The 24855-nt window shown below is 69.2% G+C and carries 19 protein-coding genes and 1 other RNA gene; 11 read left to right on the top strand and 9 right to left on the bottom strand.

Annotated elements, in window-relative coordinates; genetic code table 11:
* Window positions 1-62: 62 nt before the first annotated feature.
* Window positions 63-461 (top strand): hypothetical protein, encoded by a 399-nt coding sequence (locus B141_RS0122950; protein WP_020577531.1) that lies wholly within the window; start codon window positions 63-65, stop codon window positions 459-461.
* An 86-nt stretch (window positions 462-547) separates the two neighbouring features.
* Here the strand turns inward: B141_RS0122950 and B141_RS0122945 are convergent, their stop codons facing one another.
* On the bottom strand, window positions 548-1537 hold the full coding sequence (locus tag B141_RS0122945; protein WP_020577530.1) for a pirin family protein: 990 nt from the start codon (window positions 1535-1537) through the stop codon (window positions 548-550).
* Between the two features lie 145 nt (window positions 1538-1682).
* Here B141_RS0122945 and B141_RS0122940 point away from each other — a divergent pair, with 145 nt between their 5' ends.
* Both B141_RS0122940 and B141_RS0122930 read left to right on the top strand, forming a co-directional pair.
* Window positions 1683-2144, top strand: a complete 462-nt coding sequence (locus B141_RS0122940) for a MarR family winged helix-turn-helix transcriptional regulator (RefSeq protein WP_020577529.1) — start codon at window positions 1683-1685, stop codon at window positions 2142-2144.
* Window positions 2145-3020: 876 nt separating this feature from the next.
* Window positions 3021-4193, top strand: a complete 1173-nt coding sequence (locus B141_RS0122930; protein WP_020577527.1) for a glucuronyl esterase domain-containing protein — start codon at window positions 3021-3023, stop codon at window positions 4191-4193.
* A gap of 24 nt (window positions 4194-4217) precedes the next feature.
* Here B141_RS0122930 and B141_RS0122925 read toward each other — a convergent pair whose 3' ends face one another.
* Both B141_RS0122925 and B141_RS0122920 read right to left on the bottom strand, forming a co-directional pair.
* Window positions 4218-5672 carry a HAMP domain-containing sensor histidine kinase gene (locus B141_RS0122925; RefSeq protein ID WP_020577526.1) on the bottom strand — a complete coding sequence of 485 codons (1455 nt, stop codon included), beginning with the start codon at window positions 5670-5672 and terminating at the stop codon, window positions 4218-4220.
* Complete coding sequence (locus B141_RS0122920; RefSeq protein WP_020577525.1) at window positions 5669-6367, bottom strand: response regulator; 699 nt, start codon at window positions 6365-6367, stop codon at window positions 5669-5671. Before B141_RS0122920 ends, B141_RS0122925 begins: the two co-directional genes overlap by 4 nt.
* A 242-nt stretch (window positions 6368-6609) precedes the next feature.
* On the opposite strand from B141_RS0122920, the gene B141_RS0122915 reads away from it, so the two are divergent.
* From B141_RS0122915 to B141_RS0122895, 5 genes are all read left to right on the top strand, one after another.
* Window positions 6610-7875 carry a bifunctional glycosyltransferase family 2/GtrA family protein gene (locus B141_RS0122915; protein WP_020577524.1) on the top strand — a complete coding sequence of 422 codons (1266 nt, stop codon included), beginning with the start codon at window positions 6610-6612 and terminating at the stop codon, window positions 7873-7875.
* Window positions 7872-10076 carry an ArnT family glycosyltransferase gene (locus tag B141_RS0122910; RefSeq protein WP_026257489.1) on the top strand — a complete coding sequence of 735 codons (2205 nt, stop codon included), beginning with the start codon at window positions 7872-7874 and terminating at the stop codon, window positions 10074-10076. The genes B141_RS0122915 and B141_RS0122910 overlap by 4 nt, the downstream gene beginning before the upstream one ends.
* A gap of 131 nt (window positions 10077-10207) precedes the next feature.
* Entirely contained in the window at window positions 10208-11062 is an 855-nt protein-coding gene (locus B141_RS0122905; protein ID WP_020577522.1) for a Nif3-like dinuclear metal center hexameric protein, read from the top strand.
* 14 nt (window positions 11063-11076) lie between these two features.
* A complete protein-coding gene (locus B141_RS0122900) occupies window positions 11077-11802 on the top strand; it encodes a zinc ribbon domain-containing protein (protein WP_020577521.1) in 726 nt (241 codons plus the stop codon).
* 90 nt (window positions 11803-11892) lie between these two features.
* Complete coding sequence (locus tag B141_RS0122895) at window positions 11893-13032, top strand: bifunctional RNase H/acid phosphatase (RefSeq protein WP_020577520.1); 1140 nt, start codon at window positions 11893-11895, stop codon at window positions 13030-13032.
* A 187-nt stretch (window positions 13033-13219) separates the two neighbouring features.
* Here B141_RS0122895 and B141_RS45990 read toward each other — a convergent pair whose 3' ends face one another.
* The 3 genes from B141_RS45990 to B141_RS0122880 form a co-directional block, all read right to left on the bottom strand.
* Window positions 13220-15055, bottom strand: coding sequence for an HNH endonuclease signature motif containing protein (locus B141_RS45990; RefSeq protein ID WP_026257487.1), 1836 nt, complete (start codon window positions 15053-15055; stop codon window positions 13220-13222).
* Between the two features lie 184 nt (window positions 15056-15239).
* Window positions 15240-15743, bottom strand: coding sequence for a universal stress protein (locus B141_RS0122885; RefSeq protein ID WP_020577519.1), 504 nt, complete (start codon window positions 15741-15743; stop codon window positions 15240-15242).
* 19 nt (window positions 15744-15762) lie between these two features.
* Window positions 15763-17094, bottom strand: coding sequence for an SLC13 family permease (locus B141_RS0122880; protein ID WP_020577518.1), 1332 nt, complete (start codon window positions 17092-17094; stop codon window positions 15763-15765).
* Between the two features lie 158 nt (window positions 17095-17252).
* On the opposite strand from B141_RS0122880, the gene B141_RS0122875 reads away from it, so the two are divergent.
* On the top strand, window positions 17253-18695 hold the full coding sequence (locus B141_RS0122875) for an RNB domain-containing ribonuclease (RefSeq protein ID WP_040422052.1): 1443 nt from the start codon (window positions 17253-17255) through the stop codon (window positions 18693-18695).
* Window positions 18696-18822: 127 nt separating this feature from the next.
* Window positions 18823-19228: RNase P RNA component class A (gene rnpB, locus B141_RS46015), an RNA gene on the top strand.
* An 81-nt stretch (window positions 19229-19309) separates the two neighbouring features.
* On the opposite strand, the gene B141_RS0122870 is transcribed toward rnpB, so the two are convergent.
* On the bottom strand, window positions 19310-20251 hold the full coding sequence (locus B141_RS0122870) for an NAD-dependent epimerase/dehydratase family protein (RefSeq protein ID WP_020577515.1): 942 nt from the start codon (window positions 20249-20251) through the stop codon (window positions 19310-19312).
* Between the two features lie 481 nt (window positions 20252-20732).
* Here B141_RS0122870 and B141_RS42220 point away from each other — a divergent pair, with 481 nt between their 5' ends.
* Window positions 20733-21485 carry a sulfite exporter TauE/SafE family protein gene (locus B141_RS42220; protein ID WP_020577514.1) on the top strand — a complete coding sequence of 251 codons (753 nt, stop codon included), beginning with the start codon at window positions 20733-20735 and terminating at the stop codon, window positions 21483-21485.
* Window positions 21486-21591: 106 nt separating this feature from the next.
* On the opposite strand, the gene B141_RS42215 is transcribed toward B141_RS42220, so the two are convergent.
* Window positions 21592-22503, bottom strand: coding sequence for a UTP--glucose-1-phosphate uridylyltransferase (locus B141_RS42215; RefSeq protein ID WP_020577513.1), 912 nt, complete (start codon window positions 22501-22503; stop codon window positions 21592-21594).
* Window positions 22504-22550: 47 nt separating this feature from the next.
* Complete coding sequence (locus B141_RS42210) at window positions 22551-24599, bottom strand: multicopper oxidase family protein (RefSeq protein WP_202805877.1); 2049 nt, start codon at window positions 24597-24599, stop codon at window positions 22551-22553.
* Window positions 24600-24855: the final 256 nt, after the last annotated feature.

Genomic DNA, 24855 nt, shown 5'->3' with positions numbered 1-24855 from the left:
CTCGCCTTCAGGTGTCGGCGCGCTCCGTCTTGATTGGGGCGAGCCTTGGCGGAAGGAGATCGATGGACCCGCGGAACGCAGCGAAGCTGCACAAGAAGATCGCCGCGGCAGGCGAAGCGGCGCTGTCGCGGAGCGGCTACGTGACGGCGGTCGACGCGTTGCTCGCGACTGGTTGGCTGGGGCCTGCGGACGTCGAGGAGTGGCGGCGAGGGCGCGTCGCCTTCCTCGAGCAGGTGGTGGAGGCGAGCCTGCCCAAGATCAGCACCGCGATGCGAGTCTTCCACCAATGGGCTCGAAGTCGCGGGCTGCGACCAAGCCAGACGGCATACGTCAGCTGGACGAAGCCGCGTCGCCCCCTCCGTTTCAGCAAGTCAGGCGCCGCGAACATCGAACGCGACTACAGCACCCACTGGCTTCCACCGCAGGATGTGCGGCCCGGTACGCCTTCCGAGTTGTCATAGGTTTCTCGGCTTCGGCGTACGAGCGGAGTTGCGGGAGCTCGCCGCCCTCGTCCAGTAGGGCAGGCGAGCTCCCGCGGTGCGGCCGGTTACTCAGCGTCGGGCGTAGCCCCGTGCACGTCCGCGTGGGCGGCGGGGATGCTGCCGAGCCTGCCGGCCTGGTAATCCTCGAACGCCTGCAGGAGTTCGGCCTTGGTGTTCATGACGAACGGACCGTACGCCGCGACCGGCTCGCGAATCGGCTGGCCGCCCAGGATGAAGACCTCCAGGGCCGCCGTCCGCGAGTCCTGCTGGGCGTTCGCGGCGACCGTGATCGCACCTCCCGCGCCGTACACCGCGAGCTGCCCCGACTCGATCGGCCGGTGTTCGGACCCGACGGTGCCAGTACCCGCCAGCGTGTAGACCAGCGCGTTGAAGTCGCGATGCCACGGCAGGGTGAGCGCCGCGCCCGGCGTGATGGTCGCGTGGACCAGCGTGATCGGGGTGTACGTCGATCCCGGTCCGGGGTGTCCGGCGACCTCGCCGGCGATGACCCGGACCAGCGCCCCGCCGTCGGCGGAGCTGAGCAACGCCACCTTGCTGGACGTGATGTCCTGGTAGCGCGGTGGTGCGAATTTCTTGGCCCGCGGCAGGTTGACCCACAGCTGCAAGCCGTGGAACAGTCCGCCGCTCACGACCAGGTGCTCCGGCGGGGTCTCGATGTGGAGGATGCCAGCACCCGCGGTCATCCACTGGGTGTCCCCGTTGGTGATCAGACCGCCGCCGCCGTTGGAGTCGGAGTGCTTCATCTCTCCGTCGATCATGTACGTCACGGTCTCGAAGCCGCGGTGCGGGTGCCACGGGGTGCCCTTCGGCTCGCCCGGCGCGTACTCCACCTCGCCCATCTGGTCCATGTGGATGAACGGGTCCAGGCTGCGCAGGTCCACTCCGGCGAAGGCCCGCCTGACGGGGAAGCCCTCACCCTCGAAGCCCTTGGGTGCGGTGGTCACCGAGACGACCGGACGGTCTTCGTCAGTCATTGGGTTGGGTTGCGGGACGCGCGGCAATGCCAGCGTGTTCTCAACGGTGACGGCGGGCATGGCTGCCTCTCTTCCCAGAATTGTGGCGGTCCGTCCCGGGTTGCGCCCGCTGGGACCTTCCACGGATCGGATCGTTGAAGTGTCAACGACTTGCACCCTACTCAATGTCGTTGCGCTGTCAATCATTCCCGGTAGGCTCGCCGTCATGGACGAGGTGCGATGGCTCGACGCGACCGAGCAGGAGGCCTGGCGGGCATACCTGGACACCACCCGGCTTCTCATACAGACCCTGGGTCGGCAGTTGGAGACCGACGCGGGGATCTCGTTCACCGATTACGAACTCCTGGTGCATTTGTCCGAAGCGCCCGAACGCCGGATGCGGATGCGGGACCTCGCCGACGCGACTCTGGCAACCCGCAGCGGCGTCACCCGGGCGGTCACCCGGCTGGAGCGGGCCGGATGGGTACGCCGCGTCGAGTGCGAGGACGACCGGCGGGGTATGCACGCCGAACTTACTGACGCCGGCATGGCCAAGCTCGAGAAGGCCGCGCCGGGTCATGTCGCGGCGGTTCGGGAGCAGATGTTCGACCTCCTCAGTTCGCGGGAGGTAGAGCAGTTACACGCCCTCTGCGCCCGTATGCGCAAACACCTGGAAGCCGGCCGCTAATGAAGCCTGTTCAAACCCGCGGCGCTGGCAACTTGGTGGCTCTGAGTGGGGCGAAAGCCAACCTGGCTGAGGCGCGTCGGCTTCTCCGCCAGGTCAGGGTGATGTCGATGGTCGATCTCGCATAGTGAGCGATATTCGGGTCGAAGCTTGATCAACTTGCAGAAATCGCCCAAGATCCGCGCGAATCGTGGGCGATTTCTGCTAGTTGATCATGAGTGCTGCGAGTCGTCCGGTAAGCCATCCGAAATCTGGACCGCTCGAGACCTCAATGAGGGGGCGTCTCACATTGTGTACACCTTCTGCGGTGCGAGACGGGGGATATCCCTACCAGGCAAGGCAAATTTGCCTAGTGAGGTGGGGACTTGGCGCGTGAGGTCCGCCAAGGGGTGTACACGATGTGAGACAGAAGCCTGGTTTCTCAGTATCCGATACGGCCGGGTGTACGCCATTCGAGACGGCCGCCACCTCACGTGGTATCTCCCGACGAAGCAGCTGAATTCGCCTTGCTTGGCGACGACTTGTGGCGCACGAAGACCCGAACTGTCTCACAACTGCGATGCCTTACCTAAACACCTCACCCCTTACAGCGGAACCTCGGCGCGATCGGTACAGCGTCAGTCGGCGACTCCGGTGGACGCGGGCCCTCGTCCGTAGCGCCCGAGGCGGCTCTACTTCGCACCTGACCCGTCGCGGTTCTACGGCTCGGTCGGCTGCGGCCCGACCGCGTTCGCGCCGGCCCTGGTCACCGCGTGGATTCTGGCCAGGAGTCTGACGCTCATCCGTACTGACCGGCGCGGTGCCAGCCAGTAGCCTCATGACGCTGCTCCGAGCTTCGTTCAGCCTGCCCCGCCAAGCCCGCGCGAGACGAGGAACGCCATGGTCGACACGACGATCGGACGGCTGGCCCTGCCCGACGGGCGGCTGTCAGTGCCCGGAGGTCTGCCTGACCCGCTGGTCTGTGCCGACGGGAGCGTGGTGACGTCGGCGGAGGAGTGGTACGCCCGACGCCGGCCGGAGTTGCTGGAGTTGTTCGCGAGCCAGATGTTCGGCCGGACGCCGGATACCGCGATCGCCGTCCACCGTGAGGTCCTGTCCGAGGAGCCCGCGGCGCTGGACGGGCGGGCGACCCGGGTCGAGGTGCGGCTGTCGTTCGGGCCAGCGTCAGACGGGCCGGGCATGACATTGCTCATCCACCTCCCCAACGAGCCAGCGGGCGACCGGGCGCCGACGTTCCTCGGTCTGAACTTCCGTGGCAACCAGGCGGCGGAGTTCGGGGACCCGACTGAGCCCGACGTGCTCAGGCAGCGCTGGCCGCTGGAGCGGATGATCGAACGCGGCTACGCCGTCGCGACCGCGTGGTACGAAGACCTCGACCCCGACGTCGACGACTTCTCCAACGGCGTACACCCACTCTTCTACACCGACGGACAGACCCGCCCCGGCCCCGACGAGTGGGGTGCCATCGGCGCGTGGGCGTGGGGGCTCAGCCGGGCGCTCGACCACCTTCAGGAGGACTCACGGGTGGATCCCGAGCGCGTGATCGCGGTCGGCCACTCCAGACTTGGCAAGACCGCGATGTGGGCCGCCGCGCAGGACGAACGCTTCGCGATGGCGGTGTCCAACAACTCCGGATGCGGGGGCGTCGCGCTGTCCCGCCGTCGCCACGGCGAGACGGTCGACGCGATCACCCGGAGGTTCCCGCACTGGTTCTGCCCGAACTTCTCGGCGTACGCGGACCGCGAGGAGACGCTGGCCTTCGACCAACATCAGCTCGTCGCGCTGATCGCGCCGCGTCCGTTCTACATCGCGAGCGCGCAGGACGACGACTGGGCCGATCCGTACGGCGAGTTCCTCGGCGGCAGGTACGCCTCACCGGTGTATGAGCTGCTCGGCGTGGAAGGGCTCGCGGCGACCGAGCTGCCGCCGGTGTCGGAGCCCGTGCTGAGCCGGATCGGCTACCACATCAGGCCGGGCGGCCACGCGATGACGGCGTACGACTGGGAACGCTTCGCCGACGCGGCCGACCGTCACCTGCGGCGCTCGCGCTGAGCCGGAATGATCACGTATACGTGGTCATTCCGGGCCCGCGTGGGGTTCGCTCGGGCACAGAGGCGTCACCGGGAGGTCGACGCGTACGCATGCGCCCCGACCCTTCGGTGGGTCGAGGAAGCGGACCTGACCGCCGTGAGCGGCTGTCGTCGTCGCGACGATCGCCAGCCCGAGTCCTGAGCCGGGGAGCGACCGCGCTTCCGGTGCGCGCCAGAAGCGGTCGAACGCGTGCGCCTGTTGCTCCCGTGGGACACCCGGCCCCTGGTCGGCGACGATGATCCAGCCGGGCCGCGACGAGACGCTGACCAGCGACGTCGACGGCGAGAACTTCACCGCGTTGTCGAGCAGGTTGAGCAGGGACCGCTCCAGCGCGGAGGCGTCGCCGATCGTGCACCAGGGCACCGCGTCCACCGCGAACCGATGCTCGCGGGCACGGCTGCTGGCCCGGCGGACCGCCTTGGCGATGACGTCGGCCATCGGCACCTCGGTGCGGGCGAGTTCGCGTTCGTCGCGGGCGAGCTGGACGAGTTCGGTGATCAGGTCGCTGAACTCACCCGTCTGCGACTGGAGGCTGGAGAGGATCCGCGCGCGTTGGTCTGGCCGGAGGGGCCGGCCGGTGCGCTCGCTTCGGACGAGCAGGTCGACGTTCGTACGCAGGCTGGTGAGCGGGGTACGGAGTTCGTGCGCGGCGTCGGTGACGAGTTCGCGCTGGCGTTGTCTGGACACGGCGAGCGCGGCTGTCATCGCCGTGAACGCCCGGCCGAGCCGGCCGACCTCGTCCCGCCCGGACACGTCCACCGGCGTGGCGAGGTCCTCGGTGCGGGCGATGTGTTCGGCGGTCCGGGTCAGCCGCTCCATCGGGGCGAGCGCGTTCCGGGTGAGGAGGAGGCCGGACGCGGCGGCGACCGCGACACCAAGGACGGACACGCCGATGAGGGTGGTTCGGAGGCCGGCCAAGGTGTTGTTGATCGTGGCCAGGCTGCGGCTGGTGACCAGGACGCCGCCGTCTTCCAGCGGACGCAGCAGGACCCGCACCTGCGCGCCGGATCGGGTCTCGCCGTCGCGCAGCGTCGGGGTCGTGACCCGGCGGTCCTGTGCGGTTGTCACCACCTCGTCCACGCCTGTCGGTGCGCACACGCTGCCGTCGTTCCGGAGAAGCTGGATGCCCTCGACGAACCGCTGCAGGGGTTCGTTCGCGTTGTCGACCCGGCAGAGCAGGCTCGGGTCGGGCATCGGCGGTGGGGGTGGGAGTTGTGCCTGGCCCAGCTCGTGCCGGATCGCGCCCACCAACCGCACGCCGCCGCGGGTGAGCGACTCGTCGAGCTGGGCACGCAGGTTGTGCTGCGTCACCACCCAGCTCAGGATGCTGATCCCCGCGATGGCGGCCGCGACGACGAGCGCGGTGCTCAGAGCGACCCGGCTGCGGAGCAACATCCGGCGTTCGCGTGGTTTCCGCATGGTGCGGCCGGGCGACTTCATGGTTCGGAGCGGAGGACGTATCCGACGCCGCGGACGGTGTGGACGAGCCGGCTGGCGCCACCCGCCTCGGTCTTGCGGCGGAGATAGCCGACGTAGACGTCAAGGTTGTTGGTGCTGGTGTCGTACCCCCAGACCTCCTGCTGCAGGTGACCCCGCGTGAGTACCCGCCGGGGTGCCCCCATCAGCAGGCTGAGTAGGTCGAACTCGGTCCGGGTCAGCGTGATCGGCCGGCCGGCGCGGGTCACCTCCCGCGTGCCTGTGTCCAGCTCCAGGTCCGCGAAGCGCAGCACCGGTCCGCGGCCGGGTGTGGAGGAGGGGCTACGCCGGTGCCGGAGGAGTGCGCGCAGCCGGGCGAGGAGCTCCTCGAGGGCGAACGGCTTCACGAGATAGTCGTCGGCCCCGGCGTCCAGACCGGTGACCCGATCACCGAGCGCGTCCCGGGCGGTGAGCATGAGGATGGGCAGGCGCTCGCCGGCGCTCCGCAGGCGCCGGCAGGTCTCCAGACCGTCCAGCCGCGGCATCATCAGGTCGAGGATCACCAGGTCAGGGGATGCTCCCGCTGGCTGGGGCGGGCTGAGCCGGTCGAAAGCCTGCTCCCCGTCGCTGGCGGTCTCGACGGCGTACCCCTCGAACTCCAGGCTCGCCCGCAGGCTCTCGCGTACGTGCGGGTCGTCGTCCACCACCAGCACTCGCATGGGCTCGTCCATCGATCATCCGCTGCGCTCGTATGGGTCCCCGGCCAGCCCGGGAACCGATGCCGAGGCTACGTGAGACAGCACGGGTGAGCGGCCCGGCGACGGCCCTCGGAGGGGATTTCTCACGAACTTCTGAGCTTCTCCCGAGGCTGCTCTCACGCGCATGGCGGCTACTTGTCGTAGCCGGCCATTGCACAGAGTGGCCGGTGCGTGGAGGGGCGGTCGGAGTGGATGGAGAGAGCATGTCGGGGAGCATCATCGAGGGCGAACGATCACGCGCGGGGTCATCCGATCCGGCGGACGATCTTCCGTCGACCGCGACGGTCGACATCGTGATCCCGGTCTACAACGAGGAGCGGGCCCTCGCCGGGTGCGTCCGCGTCCTGGACGGCTTCCTCAGCGAGCAGTTTCCGTTCGACGCGACGATCACGATCGTCGACAACGCGAGTACGGACGGCACGCTGGCGCTCGCGTGGGCACTGGCCGAGAACGTCGAACGGGTCCGGGTCCGCCACCTCGACCGCAAGGGCCGGGGGTACGCGTTACGGGAGGCGTGGGGAGCCAGCACCGCCGACGTCGTGGTCTACATGGACGTCGATCTCTCGACCGGGTTGGACGCCCTGCTCCCGCTCGTCGCGCCGCTGGTCAACGGACACTCCGACCTCTCGATTGGCTCCCGGCTCGCTCCGGGATCACGGACCCTGCGCGGACCCAAACGGGAGTTCGTCTCGCGGTGCTACAACGCGGTGATCAGGCTGAGTCACGGCGCGCGGTTCACCGATGCCCAATGCGGCTTCAAGGCAGCGCGCACTGACGTGATCAGGCCGCTGCTGGCCCGGATCCGCGACGGCGGGTGGTTCTTCGACACCGAACTCCTGCTCCTCGCCGAGTACAACGGCCTGCGCGTGCACGAGGTCCCGGTCGACTGGGTGGAGGACACCGACAGCCGGGTCGACGTACTCGGCACCGCGTGGGACGACCTGCGCGGGCTGGTCAGAGTCGCCCGCGCCAAGGCGTCGGGGAGTGCGCGGGTGGGAGGGCTGCCGCGGCGACCCGAGCCCCGCGCCGCGCATCCGGACGCGGTGCTCGGACGCCAGACCGGAGCGCTGTCCTGGCAGGTCCTGTCGTTCGCGGCCGTCGGCGCGCTCTCCACCGTGCTGAACCTCGTGCTGTACGCGGCGTTCCGGCGGTGGTGGCCGGTCCTCGTCGCCAACCTGGTCGCGCTCGTGATCAGCACGTTGGCCAACACCGAGGCGAACCGCAGGTTCACGTTCTCCGCCAGGCGACTGTCGCGTGGCCGGATCCACCTGCAGGGATTCGCCGTCTTCGGGTTGTACTACGGCTTCACCTCGGCCGCGCTGCTGATCCTGCACGCCCTTGCCGCGGCACCCTCGCGCGCGCTCGAACTCTCCGTACTCCTCGCCTCATCGATCATCGGCACCGGTGGACGCTTCCTGCTGTTGCGCGGATGGGTCTTCCGGGACACAAACGGAAGGGAAACGGCATGACGACGGCTACCGATACGGCAGCCCGCACGAGTCCGGTGGAACGCCAACCAGGGCGGGGATCCCAGGCCGCGCGCTGGCCGGTGTGGGCGCTGCTCGCGATCTGCGTCGCCTCCGGACTGTTGTACGCCTGGGCGATCGGTGGCGGTCAGCTCGGTAACGCGTACTACTCGGCCGCGGTGAAGTCGATGTCGACCAGCTTCACCAACTTCCTGTTCGGGTCGTTCGACCCTTATGGCGTCGTTACCGTCGACAAGCCGCCGATGGCGCTGTGGCCGCAGGTCGTGTCCGTGTGGATCTTCGGGTATCACGGCTGGTCGCTGCTGCTGCCGCAGGTGATCGAGGGCGTCGCCACGGTGTTCCTACTGCACCGGACCGTGCGCCTGTGGGCCGGCGAGAAGGTGGCGCTTCTCGCCGCGCTGCTGCTGGCGCTCACGCCGATCACGGTCGCCATCAACCGGTACAACAACCCCGACACGCTGCTGATGCTGTTGCTCGTCGCCGCGGCGTACGCCTTCACCAGGTCGGTGCACGCCGGGGAGCCTGGCCGGCGTACGCGGTGGCTGTTGTGGTGCGCGTTCTTCATCGGCTGCGGCTTTGCCACCAAGATGCTGCAGGCGTGGATCATCGTGCCCGGCGTCGCGGTCGCGTACTTCGCCGGCGTCGCGGCCCCGCTCCGGCGGCGCCTCGTGGACCTGCTCGCGGCCGGGGCGGTCCTGGTCGGGTCGTCGTTCTGGTGGCCGGTGCTCCACGACCTGTGGCCCGGAAAGAAGCCGTACATGGGAGGGAGTACCAACGGCAGCGCGCTGGAGCTGGTCTTCGGCTACAACGGACTCGGCCGGATCTTCGGGCAGGGCCTCGGGGCGCCGGGGGGTAAAGCGGGTGGGACGCCGGGGGTGGTGACGTCGCTTCCGCCCGGCGCCGAACTCCCCGAGGGTGCACGGCTTCCCACTGGGGCGAACGCGGCGTTCGGCGGTGAGCCCGGCATCACCCGGATGTTCGACGCGGCGGCCGGTGGGCAGATCTCCTGGCTGCTGCCTCTGTCGCTGCTCGTACTGATCGTGGTGGCCGTTGTGGGCGTACGACGTCTGCTCGCGAAGGCGCCAGGTGACCCGGCGCGGCGGGCCGGCTGGCTCCTGTGGGGGAGCTGGCTGCTCGTCACCGGACTGCTGTTCAGCTACGCGCAGGGCATCTGGCACCCCTACTACACGACCATGCTGGCGCCGGCGATCGCCGCGATCTCCGCCGCCGGGTTGGCATTGCTGTGGCGGTACTACCAACGCCCCGGGCGGTTGGCGTGGCTGCTGCTTCCGCTCGGCATCGCGATCAGCGCGGGCTGGGCCTGGGTCGTGGTCGCGCGGGACGCCGCCGACTGGCATGGCTGGACGCGTTGGGCGGTGGTCGCTGTCGGAGCGGTCTCGGTCGCTGGCCTGGTGGTGGCCCGGCTCTTCCGGTACTTCCGGCTCGGGGCGGCGCGGTGGCGGGCGGTCGTGCGGCCTGCGTTCGTCGCCGGTCTGGCAGCGATCCTGCTGACGCCCGGAGTGTGGTCGGTCGCTGACGCCGCGAACGGCAGCGGTGGCATGCCAGCCGCCGGGCCGTCCACCGCGGGATTCGTCGGGCGAGTGGCGGGTGGTGGCACCGTGATCGTGGGCGGACCTGGCCCGATGCCTGGGCAGCCCGGCGGCCAGGGCCAGACGCAGGGCCAGGGCCAGGGCCAGACCCAGGGGACGCCCGGGAGGCAACCCCGCCTCATGACAGGCGGCCCGGTCAAGGGCTCCGACAAGCTGACCGCCGAACAACGCCGGATCCTGAACTACGCCAAGCAGCACGGCGACGGGGCCGAGATCACTCTGGCCGTCGAGGGCGGTGCCAACGGCGCGGGTGTCTACATCATTGACTCCGACGAGACCGTGATCGGTATGGGTGGCTTCAGTGGATCTGACAACGCGCCCTCGGTCGCGCAGCTGCAGGAGTGGGTCAGCAACGGGACGCTGAAGTTCGTGCTCGGGGCCAGCCGGGAGGGAAAGTCCGCGGGGATGCCGGGCGGACCGGGCGCGGGAGCGCGAGCGGCTCGCGCCGACTGGATCGACCAGCACTGCACGGTGGTCGACCCGGCGGCTTACGGCGGGTCCGCTGACGCGCAGAAGGACTCCGACCCGATGATGCCCGGCGGAGCGCAGACGTTGTACAAATGCGGCGCCTGACCCACCCCCGCGTCGTGGGGAATGATCACGTTTGCGTGGTCATTCCCCACGACGCACGGCCAATTTGCCTAGTGCCGTGGTGAATGACCACGCAAACGTGATCATTCCGAGCCGCACGCTAGCCTGGCGGCGTGCCGACGCTTGGACAGGTGGTCGAGGTTCTCGACCGGCTCTACGACCCGCGCTGGGCCGCTGACTGGGATGCCGTGGGGCTCGTCGCCGGTGCGCCCGAGGCGGACGTACGCCGGGTGCTGTTCGCGATCGATCCCGTCCGTGAGGTGGTGGACGAGGCGCTCGAATGGTCCGCCGAGCTGATCGTCGTTCATCATCCGCTCTTCCTGCGCGGCGTTCACGGCGTCGCGGCCACGACACCCAAGGGGCGAGTGGTCCATGAGCTCCTCACCAACGGCATCGCCCTGCACGTGTGCCACACGAACGCCGACGCCGCCGATCCGGGAGTCTCCGACGCGCTCGCCGGCGTACTCGGTCTGACTGACCTGCGGCCGCTTGATCCCCGCCCCGACGCACCGCGCCTGGGTGTCGGCCGGATCGGTGTCCTTCCCGCGCCCGAACGCCTGGCGGACTTTCGGCGGCGGGTCGCCGAGGCGCTGCCGGCGACCGCGCACGGCGTACGGGTAGCGGGGGATCCGGAACGCCTCATCCAGACGGTCGCCGTGTGCGGTGGAGCCGGAGACTCCTACCTCGACTCGGTGCGGAAGTCCGGCGTCGACGCCTATGTCACCGCAGACCTGCGCCATCATCCCGCCTCCGAGGCCAGCCAGCACCCGGATGCGCCGGCACTCGTCGACGTCGCACACTGGGCAAGTGAGTGGCCATGGCTGGCCCACGCGGCGAGCCGGTTGGCGCACGCACTCGCCGACCAGGGCACTACGGTGGAGACCCGCGTCTCGACGACATGCACGGATCCCTGGGCGAGCCACCTTCCCAGCCAGATCCGCAGCGACCAGGGAGGGAACGTCCACTGAACGCCGACCCGTTCATGCAGCTCCGGCTGCTCGACGTCCAAGCACTCGACATCCGGCTGGACCAGCTGGCCCACCGCCGGCGCACCCTGCCCGAGAGCGCCGAGGCGGAGCGACTCCTGGTCGAACGCAAGGAACTCGAGTCCGAGGTGGTCGCCGCCGACACGCTGGTCGCCGACCTCGGGCGCGAGCAACGCAAGGCCGACGCCGACGTCGAGCAGGTCCGTACCCGCCGTGCCCGCGACGAGCAGCGGCTCCAGGCCGGCCAGGTCGCGTCGCCCAAGGAACTCGAGAGCCTCCAGCACGAGATCGAGTCGCTCACCAAGCGGCAGTCCGACCTCGAGGACGTCGAGCTCGAGATCATGGAACGCCTGGAGGAGGCGACCGCGCGGCTTTCCGACCGCCAACAGCGCCAAGCTGACCTTGACAGCCGGGTGGCTGACGCCGAGCAGGCCCGCGACGCGGCGTACGCCCAGATCGACTCGGAAGCCGAACGCGCGCGGGCAGAGCGTGCCGACACGGCGGGTGGGATCTCGAGCGAGCTGCTGGCGCTGTATGAGAAGAGGCGCGCGCAGTTCGGCGGTGTCGGGGCGGCCGTGCTGCGGAGCCGTCGCTGCGAGGGTTGCCGGATGGAGCTGGACGCGAGTTACCTCGCCAAGATCGCGAAGGCGCCTCCCGAGGAGGTCCTGCGGTGCGAGGAATGCGGCCGGATCCTCGTACGCTCCCTCAATTCGGGTGTGTGACCGGGGTCCGATCCGGACGCGGGAGCAGGTCCGCCACGGTCCAGGTTGGCCGACGCCAGCATCAGGCACGAACAGAACAGTCGGGTTTGGATGACAGGGACTGACCAGCACCGCCGGCTCATCATCGAGGCGGACGGGGGTTCGCGTGGCAATCCTGGCCCGGCCGCTTACGGCGCCCTGGTCCGCGATGCCGAGACGGGCGCCATCCTGGCGGAGGCGGCCGAGCCGATCGGCCGGGCAACCAACAACGTCGCCGAATATCGCGGGCTTCTCGCCGGGCTGCGGCTCGCCCGGGACATCAACCCCGAGGCCGCCGTCGAGGTCCGGATGGACAGCAAGCTCGTCATCGAGCAGATGGCCGGCCGGTGGAAGATCAAGCATCCCGACATGAAGCAACTGGCGCTGGACGCCCGTCGGGTGGCGCCGGCGGGCACGGCGTGGACCTGGGTTCCGCGAGAGCGCAACAAGGCGGCCGACGCGCTGCTCAACAAGGTCCTCGACGGTGGCGATCCGATCTGGTCAGTTTCGACCGCACCGCTGCCCGAGGCGCCGCTGACCGAACCCACCAACGCGCCGGCTGAGGTCCTCGTCGGATGGGGCGAGCAGCTCGAGGCCCCGACGAACCTCCTCCTGCTGCGCCATGGCGAAACCCAACGCTCGTTGGCGAAGCGCTTCAGCGGCTCCGGTGGCGAGGACGTCGCGCTGACCGATCGCGGGCGCGAGCAGGCCGCGGCGGCCGCGACCGCATTGACCGGGCGGGTGGGGATCGCCGCGGTGGTCACCTCCCCGCTTCGGCGCACCCGCGAGACGGCAGAGCTTGTGGGGGCGGCGCTTGACCTTCCGGTGTCCGTCGAACCCGGCTTCGCCGAGGCAGCGTTCGGAGAATGGGACGGACTCACCTTCGCCGAGGTTCGTGAACGCTGGCCAGACCACCTCGACGCCTGGCTCCGGTCGACCTCGGTGGCGCCGCCGGGTGGCGAGTCATTCGATGATGTGTTTGTCCGGGTACGCGCCGCACGTGACCGCCTGATCCGGTCGTACGCCGGCCAGAGCGTGGTCGTCGTGACGCATGTGACGCCGATCAAGCTGCTGACGTGTCTCGCCCTCGACGTACCGCCGCAGGCGATCTTCCGTATGGAGCTCTCGCCGGCCTCGATCAGTGAAGTGCATTGGTACGCCGACGGCGGGGCGTCGCTACGGTCGTTCGGACTGGCAACGCACCTCGACTGATTGGTCCTGCGTGGGCTGAGAAATCGGTCCTCCGTAGGGCTGGCTGGGGATCCATCGCCCTCGGACAAGCCCGATGGCGTCACCGTTGGTCGGAGCGTCCGCATGGGGACAGGCTCAAGACCCCTTGTTTCCAAGGGTTCTTGAGCCTGCCGGTATGTCTGCCCGTCCCGCATCTTCCGTGCGCCGGTTAGAACGGTGGCGGATCGGGGTCGTCGGGTTCTACGGGGTCGGTGAGGCGTGGCGGGGTCACCTGGTACTCCCGTCCGTGTGGATCGGTGTACTGGAGATGACCTGGGCTGGTCTGTTCGACCTTCCAGTTGCCTTCAGTTTTGACTCGGTGGTGGCGTCGGCATAGTGGTGCCACGTTGTTGACGGACGTTTCGCCGCCTTCGGAGTAGGGCTTTGTATGGTCGAGGTCGCAGGAGATGGCTGGGCGTCTACAGAGCATCCAGGTGCAGCGTTGGTTGAGTGACTGCACAAACTCCGCCGGGAGTCCGCGGAGGAAGCGTTTCGACAGCGGATGCAGGCTCAACAACTGCCCCGTCACCGGGTGCGTGACCCCGATGGCGAACATCGCATCCGGATTATCGAGATGGTTCGCGATCAATCGCCTCGCTATTTCGGTGAAGATGGGTCCGAACCCGCCAAGCTCCGCTGGCCGTTTCGCCAGCTCGAACAGTGTCGTAATGGGCACGTTCAGCTGGAGTTTCGCCTTGATCGCCGCTCTCCAGGACCGGAACGCAAGAGGGATCTCCTGCTCCGGGATCGGTTCCCGATCAGCGTCCCTATCCCGACCGCGTCCGAACTCGTGGCCTCCCATGGCCGCGTCGCCCTCTCCGGTCGCGCCGTCATTGCGGGCCTGACGTGCGGGCTGGTCCAACGGGTGGGTGTAGGTGGCGGGTTTGCAGTCCTCACACGGGCAGCCCTGGAGGTGGTGGTCGTGGTCGCACCCGGTGTGCCGGCACCCATCCTGTTCGGTGGCGGAGTCCTCCTGCGCACCCTCAGCTTCGCCTTGGGCGGGGCGGTCGGCGTTGTTCTGCTCGTCGAGCAGGTCGTCAAAGGAACCTTGACAAGGACCGGCGTCGTCGCCGTTCTCCCCGGCACTGGCACCGCCGTCGACGGCGTCGTCGCTGTTCTCCCCGTCCTTCTCGCAAGTGCAGTCCTCTCCATCAGCCTCGTCGGCACGGCCCTCATCACCATGGCCAGACTCTCCGCCAGCTTCAGGCGCGCTGTCGCAGATGATCACGTCGGCCTCGCCGGACAGGATGGAGATAGCGATGTCGGCACGTAGTTGGGGGAGGGTGCGTTCGTCTCCGCCGGTTTTCATGGTGCGGGCGATCGCATCCAGATACGCCCAGGCTTGCGCGGCCTGGTCGTGGGGAATGCCGTGGAGGCGGAGGGTGGAGACGTTGTCTTCGTCGGGGTAGACAGCAACGCCACGGTCTTCCCGAGCCTTCTTGTGGCGTTCTTTGGATGCTTCGGGGTTGACCTTGATGATTTCGGCTTCAACATAGAGCCGTAGCAGCCCGCCCCGCAGTTTCAGCACCTCGGGGAAGATCGCCGCATCCACCAAGGTGCGGTCAGCTGGGGGTAGAAGGGTGAGCCGGTCGACGATCGTCCGAACCTCAGAAAACTCCAACTCACCGCGTTCCAACGCGCCACGGGTATTGGGCAGGTCGGTAAGCGCCAACGCGATGAGCATGAACTGATCACTGCGGTAGTTGGTCCACCCCAACATCGGCGACAACAACTCAGCCGCCCGCGGCTCCGGCACAGACGAGCGTTCCGCCTCATCGTCACGGAAGCACGGTGGGCAGTGCGCCAAGACCTGCGTGTCGCCAAGGCTCAACGCCTCAGCCCAACGGGCAACCTTGCGGCCCGCGCGGACCAGCTCCCCCACCTCAAACCCGTTACAGGCAGACCGATCGACGCCAGCGAGCACGGCCACCAACTCCGGGCCGGGAAGCATGTCGCCAAACCCGGGCGGGAGCGGAGAGATCCGCACACCATCGCCGTCGCTCATGCGTTCGATTTTAGTCGATCGCGATCATGCTCGCAACCGACGAGCACGACGAGATTCCTTATTTTCAAGGCGTTCCGATATCTCTGGAGCCGAATCCAGACGGCGTAGGTAAGACGCCCGTAAGACCGTGGAGACTCCGGGGTGTTATAGCACCCCGGAGTCTCCACAATCGTCGCCCAGAGGTTCAGCGAGGCGGGCTGTGGTCCGGCGGGGGAGGTGGCAGGGTCGCGATGTCGGGAGCGGGCCCCGGCCACACCAGCAGAACGGCGCACGGCGCGTGGTCGACAACGAAGCGGGTCGCATGGCCGAGGCTGCGCGGCCCCAGATGCCCGGTGTCGCCGGTCCGGCCGCACACCAGGAGGCGTACACCGGCGGCGAGGGCCACCACCTCGCGTTCGACGTGTCCGCGACGTTCGATGGTCTCGATGCCACCCGGCCAGGTGCCGACGCGGGCCGTCGCGGCGGCAAGCAGGGCCTGGGCACTTTCGGACGCGAGGTGGTCGATCTGGGCCGCCGGGTCGCGGTGGTGCCGGCCGAGCAACGCGCCGAACGCACCCTCGGCGGCGCCGTGCAACGCAGCGGGTGTGACATGCGCGAGCACAATCGGCTCCGATGATGCGGCGGTCGCCAGCGCGGCGTCAACGCAGGCTTGCCAGCTGCCTTCGGTGATCCAGACGAGGACGGTCATGGCAGCCTCCTCCTGGCGCTCACGACCCAACCAGGGCGAGTGAACACCAGAGTGCCACGACGCCGAGCACCACCGTGAGCGGCACCGTCAACGCGCCCAGGTACAGGAACTCCCGCAGCGCCGGTTCGATGCCGCGCTGCCGCAGGACGCGCCGCCACAGAAGGGTCGCCAGGGATCCGACGTACGTCAGGTTCGGTCCGACGTTCACGCCGATCAGTGCCGCGAGGATGGCCCCGGCGCCGCGACCGGCCAGCAACGGGAGGAGCAGGAGGAGTGCCGGGAGGTTGTTGAGCAGGTTGGCGAGGAAAGCGGCCACGGCCGCGACCCCCAGCAGTGCCAGGAACGACGCTCCAGAGGGCAGGATCCGGTCGACCGCGTGCCCGAGACCGCCGGCAGCGACGGCGCTGACGACCACACCAAGGCCGAGAACGAAGATCCCGAAGTCAAGGCTCGCGGCCCGCGCTACCCGCCGTGCGGTGAGCCGCCGGCGTACCAGCCCGTACGCCGCGAGTCCCACCGCGCCCGCGACCGCGAACCAGACCGGCTCCAGGTGCAGCGGTGCCGCGATTCCGAACCCGAGCAACACCAGCCCCACCGCGATCAGCGGTCCGCGGGGGATTGGCTCGGTTTGTGGCATGGGGACGGCCAGGTCAGACCGGAGCGCGCGGGGGAGTGGGTCGGGCGGCGACGTCGCGCCGGTGGCCGACGCGGTCGAGGGGCCGGTGGCCGTCGCGGCCCCAGAGAGGTCGGCGGCGAAGAAGCGGCGGAACACCGCGTACTCCCCGGCGATCACCACCAGCCAGGGGAACAGCATGAGCCCGGCGAAACGGACGAACGACAGGCCCGACGCGGACAGCGCCAGGAGGTTCGTGAGGTTGGAGACCGGCAGCAGCAGCGAGGCGCTGTTGGCCAGGTGCGTGCAGGCGTACACGTGTGGTCGGGCGGAAACCCGCGCGCGCAGGGCGGTCGCCACGATGACCGGCGTGAGCAGGATGACCGTGGCGTCGAGGCTGAGAACCGCCGTGGTCAGTGCCGCGACGACGAAGACCTGGGTCAGTAGGAGTTGGGGCCGACCGTGCGAGGCGCGGCCGAGCACGCCGCCGAGCGCTGCGAAGAGCCCTTCGGCGTCACAGGCGTCGGCGATCACGAGGACGGCGATGAGGAAGATCACCACCGGGAGCAGGGTGGTGAGTTGGTGCCAGGCCTCCTGCGCCGACAGTCCGCCGGTGAGGACGACGAGGAGCGCGGCCGGGACCGCCGCCACGGCCTCGGGATAGTCCCGGGGCCGGCGGATCGCGAACGCGAGGACCCCGGCAAGCGCGGCGACCGCCACGAGTTCGTGCCAGGTCACGGTGCCGTCCGTCGCGCCGAGCGCTGGCCGGCGCCGCCCGATCGACCGGCGCCACCAGGTCGGCCGGCGCTCGAGATACCCACGTTGTCCGAGCGTAGAAGACCCCGGTCGGCGGACGCCTCCTTGCGGTCCTCCGCTGGATATCCGAGGCTTTCGGCGTGCCCCGACGTCAGATTCGCCTCGCCGCCGCCGATGGCGAGGACGTTCGCGCCGGTTTCGCCCGCATTCGTGCCGAGCTCGACATCCCCGACGGGTTCCCCGGCGCGGTGGAGGAGTCGGCCCGCCAGGCGGCCGCCGCTGCCGCTGCCGCCGTCGTCCGGAATGCGCACGTCGACCGGACCGACCTGCCGTTCGTGACGATCGATCCGCCCGACTCCCTCGACCTCGACCAGGCGTTGCACATCGAACGCCGCGGTTCCGGTTACCGCGTGCATTACGCGATCGCTGACGCCGCCACGTTCGTCGAACCATTGGGTGACCTCGACCAGGAGACCCACCGCCGGGGCGTCACGTTGTACGCGCCGGACCGGCGTACCCCCTTGCATCCCGAAACGCTGTGTGAGGGCGCCGCCAGTCTGCTGCCGGGGGTGGACCGACCGGCGTTGCTGTGGACGATGGATCTGGACTCCACGGGCGAGGGCACCGCGGTAGAGGTGAGCCGCGCGGTGGTCCGCAGTCGCGCCAAGCTCGACTACCCGAGCGTCCAACGCTCTCTGGACTCCGGGAACGCCGACGGCGTCCTGCCCCTCCTGCGCGAGGTCGGGCGGCTGCGGGAGGAACGCGAGCGCGAGCGCGGGGGCGTCAACCTCCCGAGCCCCGATCGAGTGGTGGTGCAACAGGGATCGGGGTGGACGCTGGAGTTCCGGGCGCCGTTGCGGGTGGAGGGCTGGAACGCGCAGATGTCGCTCATGTGCGGCATGGCGGCGGCACAGTTGATGCTGTACGGCGAGATCGGCATCCTTCGCACCCTGCCGCCGGCGGACGCGCGGGACCTGGCCCGGTTGCGGCGGTCCGCGCAGGCGTTGCGGGTTCCCTGGTCGGACGAGACGTCGTACGCCGCGTTCATCCGCGCGCTCGACCCGGCCGAGCCGACGCACGCGGCCCTGCTGGCCTCCTCGACGGTCCTGCTGCGGGGTGCGGGCTACACGTCGTTCGAGGGTGGCGTGCCGGAGCAGCCGCTGCACGCGGCGCTCGCGTCGGAGTACGCCCACGTGACCGCGCCGCTGCGCCGGCTCGTCGACAGGTACGCCGCGGAGATCTGCGTCGCACTGTGCTCCGACCAGGAGGTACCGGAATGGGTGCGGGCGGCGCTGGACGTCCTGCCCAAGGAGATGGCGGACGCTGACCGGCGGGCCCATCAGTACGAACGCGCGATCATCGATCTCGTCGAGGCCGCTCTGTTGCGACCTCATGTCGGCGAGATCTTCATGGGGACGGTTACCGAGGTGGATCAGACCAGCGCGAAGGGTACGGTCCAGCTGCGGGATCCGGCGGTGGAGGCGAGCGTCGCCGGCCAGGACCTGCCCCTGGGCCAGCAGGTGGAGCTCCGCCTTGTCGAGGCTGACGTCCAGCGGCGGAAGGTGCATTTCGAGCTCGCGTGAAGTCGTACGTTTGGTCGATGCCGTTCGCGTTGGCCCTCGCTCGGCTCCTTCGTGCGACCTCTCCTGGTGCGGGCGGGTCTGGTGTCCTGTCAGTCCCGTACGGGAGGTGGCTAGGCTTGGTCGCGGACGAGCCGGCCGGGCGGTCGCGTCGGGGCGCTTCCAGCGTTCCGCCGAGGAAAGTCCGGACTCCGCAGGGCAGGGTGGTGGGTAACACCCACCCGGGGTGACCCGCGGGACAGTGCCACAGAAAGCAGACCGCCAGCGGCCCTCGACCCGATGTGGTCGGGGGTGCGGGTAAGGGTGAAACGGTGGTGTAAGAGACCACCAGCACCTGGGGTGACTCAGGTGGCTCGGTAAACCCCACCCGGAGCAAGGCCAAGAAGGGCCAGGAGGCGCTGAGCATCCTGGCCCGCGCAGGTGTTTGAGGGCGGCCCGCCCGAGCCTGCGGGTAGGCCGCTAGAAGTCGCCGGCAACGGCGACCTGAGAGGGATGGCCGCCGATTACAGAATCCGGCTTACAGGCCGGCTCGTCCGCTCCATCCACTGGCCGGGAGATCAACAACCTCCTGGCCAGTGGATGCCAGACCGGACCGTCCTGAGTCGCTGCTCGCCTCCTCAGCCGGCGATCGGCGCCGGGGTGGCCCGGAGGGCGGCGATGGTCTCGCGCAGGGCTTCGTCGAGCGGGGTGGGCTCGATATCGAACATCTCCCTGGCCGCGGTGGAGTCCAGCTGGAACGGCCGGTCGAACTGATAGGCGGTCTCGCGTAGTTCTCGCGCCAGCGGGTTGGTCAGGCCGCCGAGCCACAACGCCGGGTACGGCATCCGGGTCAGCCTCGGGGTGGGCGCACCTGCCAGCTGTGCGGCCCGCGCTGCCAGTTCGCGCACCGAGACGGGCGGCGCGCTGGGCACATGCCACGGGCGACCCCAGGCCTGCTGGTCGGTGGCGGCGGCGATCAGGGTACGGGCCACGTCGCGCACGTACGTCCAGCTGTGCGGAGCGTCCAGGTCGGCCGCTATCGCGGCGCGCTTTCCGGCGAGCACCCGGGGCAGCACCATAACGGTGAACGGTGTCTGCGCACCGGCACCGAGGTAGTCGGAGCCGCGTACCTCGGTGGCGCGGAGCCGTCCGGCTCGATGCGCGTCGAGGGCGTCGGTCCACATGGCGGCGCGGACCCGGCCCTTCACCCCCGTGGCGGCGAGTGGCATCGACTCGGTCATTGGGCCGGCCACCGGGCCGTAGCCGTACAGGTTGCCGACGGTGGCGAGGACCGCGCCGGTGCGCTCGGAGGCAGTCAGGAATGCCGTCGCCAGCGGCGGCCAGTCCACTGGCCAGCGGTGGTAGGGCGGGTTGACGCAGTTGTAGAGCGCGACCGCCTCGGCGGCCAGCTCGGTGAGGCGTGCCGCGTCGGTCGCGTCCGCGGCGATCCGCACGATTCCCGGCCGATCGGGACCGACGCCACGCCGGCTGATCAGCCGTACCTCCTCGCCACGCTCGGCCAGCAACCGCGCCGCCGCGCCGCCGACCGAGCCGGCGCCGACCACGACATGCAGCGACATCAGAAGCTCCGTTTGATCAATGGAATGAATCGAGAGCGCCGCTCTCATCTGACGCAAGCGTGCCCCAGGCCATGCCGGCGCCAGCGACGGGGCGGACCTGTCGCTTCGGGCAGTCGCCCGTGACCTCGGCATGGTGTCGTCGGCCGTCTACCGGTACTTTCCGAGCCGACGCTTGTTTCGACCACCAGACCTCCTTGATGGCCGACCTCATCGGGCTGCCCCAGGCCCCGAGCCCCAAGCCCTAAGCCCCGGGCCCGGAGCCCATCCGGCGTCGGAGGAGGGACCGAGGCCCAGCACTCTGGGAGTTAGAGCCCTGTGCCTGGCGGGGTACCGGTCTCGGAGGATTGGGACGATCCGAAGGTATCGGTGCCCGGCGATGGCGCGGGTTACGCAGCCTCGGAAGGCATGGACTGCGGGCGTTGGGGAGTGTGAGCGAACGGGTTGCGCGCCACGGCCGGCCAGGGCGTTTGGCGGTGGCCTGATGGCCTCGCCCTGGTGGATCATCGCCGTGATCGGTGGCGGGGTGGGCTTCTTCGGCGGGCTGTTCGGTGCTGGTGGTTCGGCGGTGGGTACTCTTCTCCTGCACGTTGTGGGAGTACCGGCGTTCGTAGCGTTGGCCTCGCCTCTCCCGGCCGCTGTGCTGATCGCGCTGGCCGCATCGCGGGCCTACTGGGAACGCGGCTACGTGGACCGGCGGACGGTGACCTGGAGCATCGCCATCGGACTTCCGGCGACGGTGGGCGGTGCGCTGCTCACTCCGTACGTCGGCGGACCTCTTCTCATACAGATCACCGAAGGTGTGATCGCGGCCATCGGCGTACGGTTGGCGGTCTTTCCCCGGGAGCCGTCTGAGCGCGTCGGTGAGGACGCCGGGATGTTCCGGGTCCGGTTGATCCTGGTCGCCGCTGCGGTCGGCGTGTTCTCAGGGCTCCTTGCCAACAGCGGCGGCTTCCTCCTCACGCCGCTCTACCTGGTCGTTCTCCGCCTGCCGATCAAGCGGGCCCTTGCGACGTCGCTGGCGGTTTCCGCCGCGCTCGCGGTGCCGGGCACAGTCACCCACTGGGCGCTCGGCCACATCGACTGGTCGATCACCGCCGTGTATGCGGCCGCGGCAGCGCCGCTCGCCTACCTCGGCGCCCGCCTGGCCATCCGCGCCAACCCACAACGGCTTACCCGGGTCTACGGCACAGCTCTCGCTCTCCTCGCGACTGGGCTCCTACTTTTCCACCGATGACCGCGGCGCCGACGCGCCCGGGTGACCTCCGGTTGCGCCGAGGGCTCGCTCACCGGATCAGACCGGTGAGCGAAGGGAAAACTCATCGCCCGAACGGCGACCGCTGCTACGGCCGCTCCTCGGACCCGGTGGCACGGGTGAAGAGATCGTTGCCCTCGCGGGCCAGCTTGCGCAGCTCGGGGCCGTACTCCGGGTGAGCCAGCGCGGCGGCGAACTGCGCGCGGAGATACCCCAGCGGGTTACCCGTGTCCCACCAGGTGCCGTCGATCACCTGCCCGAAGACCGGGCTCGTGCGGGCGTGCTCGTGGATGGCGGTGGAGAGGTAGACCTCGCCGTTGGGCGAGTGGAGGTGGCGTTCGGCCTGCAGCTCGAGCTCGGCGACGATGCCGGGCGTTACGACGTACCCGCCGATCGAGGCGTACGCCGACGGCGCCTCCTCCGGCCGAGGTTTCTCCACGATCCCGGAGATGCGCAGCAGCCCCGCGCCCAGCTCGTCCTCGACGATGGGGACGCCGTAGCGGTGGGACTCGCTCGGATCCATCGGCATCAGGCCGAGGACGGGCGCGCGGGTGCGTTCGTACGCGGCGATCAACTGCTGGGCACGCGGCACCTCCGAGGTGAACACGTCGTCCGCCCACAAGACCATGAAGGGTTCGTCGCCGACGATGCGGGCGGCGTTCAGCACCGGCGTGCCGTTGCCGTACGGCCCGTCCTGGTAGAGGTAGGTGATCCGGGCGAGGGAGGTGACCTCCTGCAGGTCGTCCGCGAGTTGGGACTTGCCGTCGGCGCGGAGCCGGATGTCGAGGTCGTCGTCGGGCGCGAAGTGCTGCTGGACAAGGGCCTTGCGGGTTGAGGTGACGATCGTGATGTCGTCGATGCCGGAGGCGACGAGCTCCTCGATCGTGTGCTGGAGGACAGGCTTGTCGAGGATAGGCAGCATCTCCTTGGGCAGGGCCTTCGTCAACGGCAGCAGCCGGGTACCAAGCCCCGCGACCGGGATGACCGCTTTGCGAACCATCAACAGCGTCCTCTCTGGAATCTCGTGACCACAGGTCGAAGGGGACGCTACCGGTCGTAGGGTCCCTGGCCGGCGTGGGTCTGACTGGCACCAGACGGTGGTCCGACGTGATACGGACGCATCATCTCGCTGTCCTCGTGATCGAGGATGTGGCAGTGCCACACGAATTGACCGCGCTGGTCGAACGTCGCCTTGATCCGGGTGATCTCACCGGGCAGGGCGAGGACAGTGTCCTTGTACCCACTCTCCGAACTCTCAGCTGGCCTGACCGGCCCGTCGAACCGCTGCCGGTTGAGCACCTGGAACTGCACCAGATGCAGGTGGATCGGGTGGCCGTCGTTGGTGAAGTTGTGCAGCTCCCAGATCTCGGTGGAGTTCAGCTCGGGATCCTCGGTCACCGGTGCGTCCCAGGGGAGCGGCCGGCCGGCGCCGGTCGAGTCCAGGGTCCCGAGCAGGACCTCGGTCGGCGCGTCCGCGAAGAACACCGACTCCATCTCGTTCATGGAGACCTGGCGGGTTCGGGTAGCCGGCCCGAGCGGGATCAGGGTCGGCAACCGGAGCTGGTCGGGTGGCACGCTCGTGTCAACCGATGCTGGCCGGATCACCTCCAGCCGCATCACCTGCCCGGTCGTCGCCGGATCGGCGGGTGCGAAGGTCACGCCCGGAGTGCCGCCGCCATACGGCTCGTCGGGGCCTTCGTTGATGAGGTAGAGCCCGGTGCCCGGACGCAGGCCCGTGAGGTCGACGAGCACGTCGGCGCGTTCGCCCACGCCGAGGAGCACGGAATCGAGGGGCACCGGCGTGGGCAGGAAGCCGCCATCGCTGCCCAGCATCCACAGCGGCACCGCGGGCTCGACCGGGCGGGGAGCGAGCGGATCCGTCACGATCTTCAGGATGAGCGTGCGGGTGTTGCACGCGTTGAGTAGCCGCAGGCGGTACCTCCGCGGCTCGACCTCGAACGCCGGCCAGGTGGTGCCGTTGACCACCATGGTGGTGCCGAAGAACTCCGGGTTCCAGATCGGGGGCACGTCGGTGGTGGGGACGAACGGCCCCTCGGGCGGTACGTCACCGAAGAAGCCCCGACTGCGCGGAAAGAACAACGAGCCGTCAGTGGTGAACGACCGGTCCGCGATCACCAGCGGCACTTCGTAGGCCCGGCTGCCGGGCAGGTCCGACAGGCGGGGCGCCGGGCCGGGGAGCACGCCGGCCGGCAGGTCGGCGAGACCACCACGCAGGAGGTAGAGGCCGGCGAGGCCCGCGTAGACGTTGAGGCGGGTCAGGCCGAGTTCGTGGCTGTGGTACCAGAGGGTGGTCGCCCGCTGGTCGTTGGCGTACTGGAAGACCGCGCTGCCCGGCTTCCAGACGACTCCGGTCCGTTCCCGCGCCTCCTCGCGGTAGCGCTCATAGACCGTGCCGACGCGGGCGAAGCCGAGCGGGATGTCCCGCGCCGGTGGCAGGTACCACGCTTCGGGGTAGCCGTCGCTTTCCTCGACGTTGTGCCCTCCGTGCAGGTGGGTGACGAACGGCACCGGACCGCGGTAGGGCCCGGGCGTACGTCTGAACGTGGGGCGGCTGTCGCGCCCGTGGACACCTCCCGGCGGGTTGGCCCACAGGATGCTGGGGTCGACCGGCAGAAGGTGCGGACGGAACTTCCCCGAGGATGACATCAGCTGGTTGGCCCAGGTGACGCGAACCGGCCGCCCGACAATCGCCTCGATGGTGTATCCCGGATACCGGAAGGTGGCAGGGTCGCGGGCCGAGCCGTACCCGAACACCGTGGTCGCGGGAAATCCGTCCGGCAGGATCTGCTGGACGAATTCCCGCGCCGCGATGTGGTAGACGTCCATGCCTGGTTCACCGGCAGCGGGCGGCATGGGCGGCACGACGAACAGCGGTGTGACGTACTTCGGGATTCTGGCCGGGTCGAGCAACCCGTCGTGTGCGGCTGGTGGCGCCTCCTCCGTGGAAGTACGACGATCACCACGCAGAACCGGCCCAGTGAACGCCGATGCGCCGGCAACGGTCCCGGTCCGCAGGAGTTGCCGCCGGGTGAACATGGATGTCCGGCCGGGCGAAGGCCTTGGGAAAAGCCGCACGAATTCCACCTCGATTTCGCTGACCGGACCGGTCGTCGTACACCACGCCGGGAAGGAATGCGGTGGTGAAGCGTTCCTGATGAACAAGCTAAAATCCCAATCCTCGCCCGGTGGCCTTTTCTGGAATTCTGGTCCGTAAAAGGCGGAATCGGGTGCACAGAAAGCCCGGGAGAATTCGCCGGAAGGTTACCCGGAGCGGCGCGACCATTGGCGGACGAATTCCGACCGCGGCTGTTTTGTTCGGGGTCCGGCCGGT

Source organism: Actinopolymorpha alba DSM 45243, from assembly GCF_000373925.1.
GTDB classification, from domain to species: Bacteria; Actinomycetota; Actinomycetes; order Propionibacteriales; family Actinopolymorphaceae; genus Actinopolymorpha; species Actinopolymorpha alba.
This window is presented reverse-complemented; position numbering and strand designations above follow the sequence as displayed.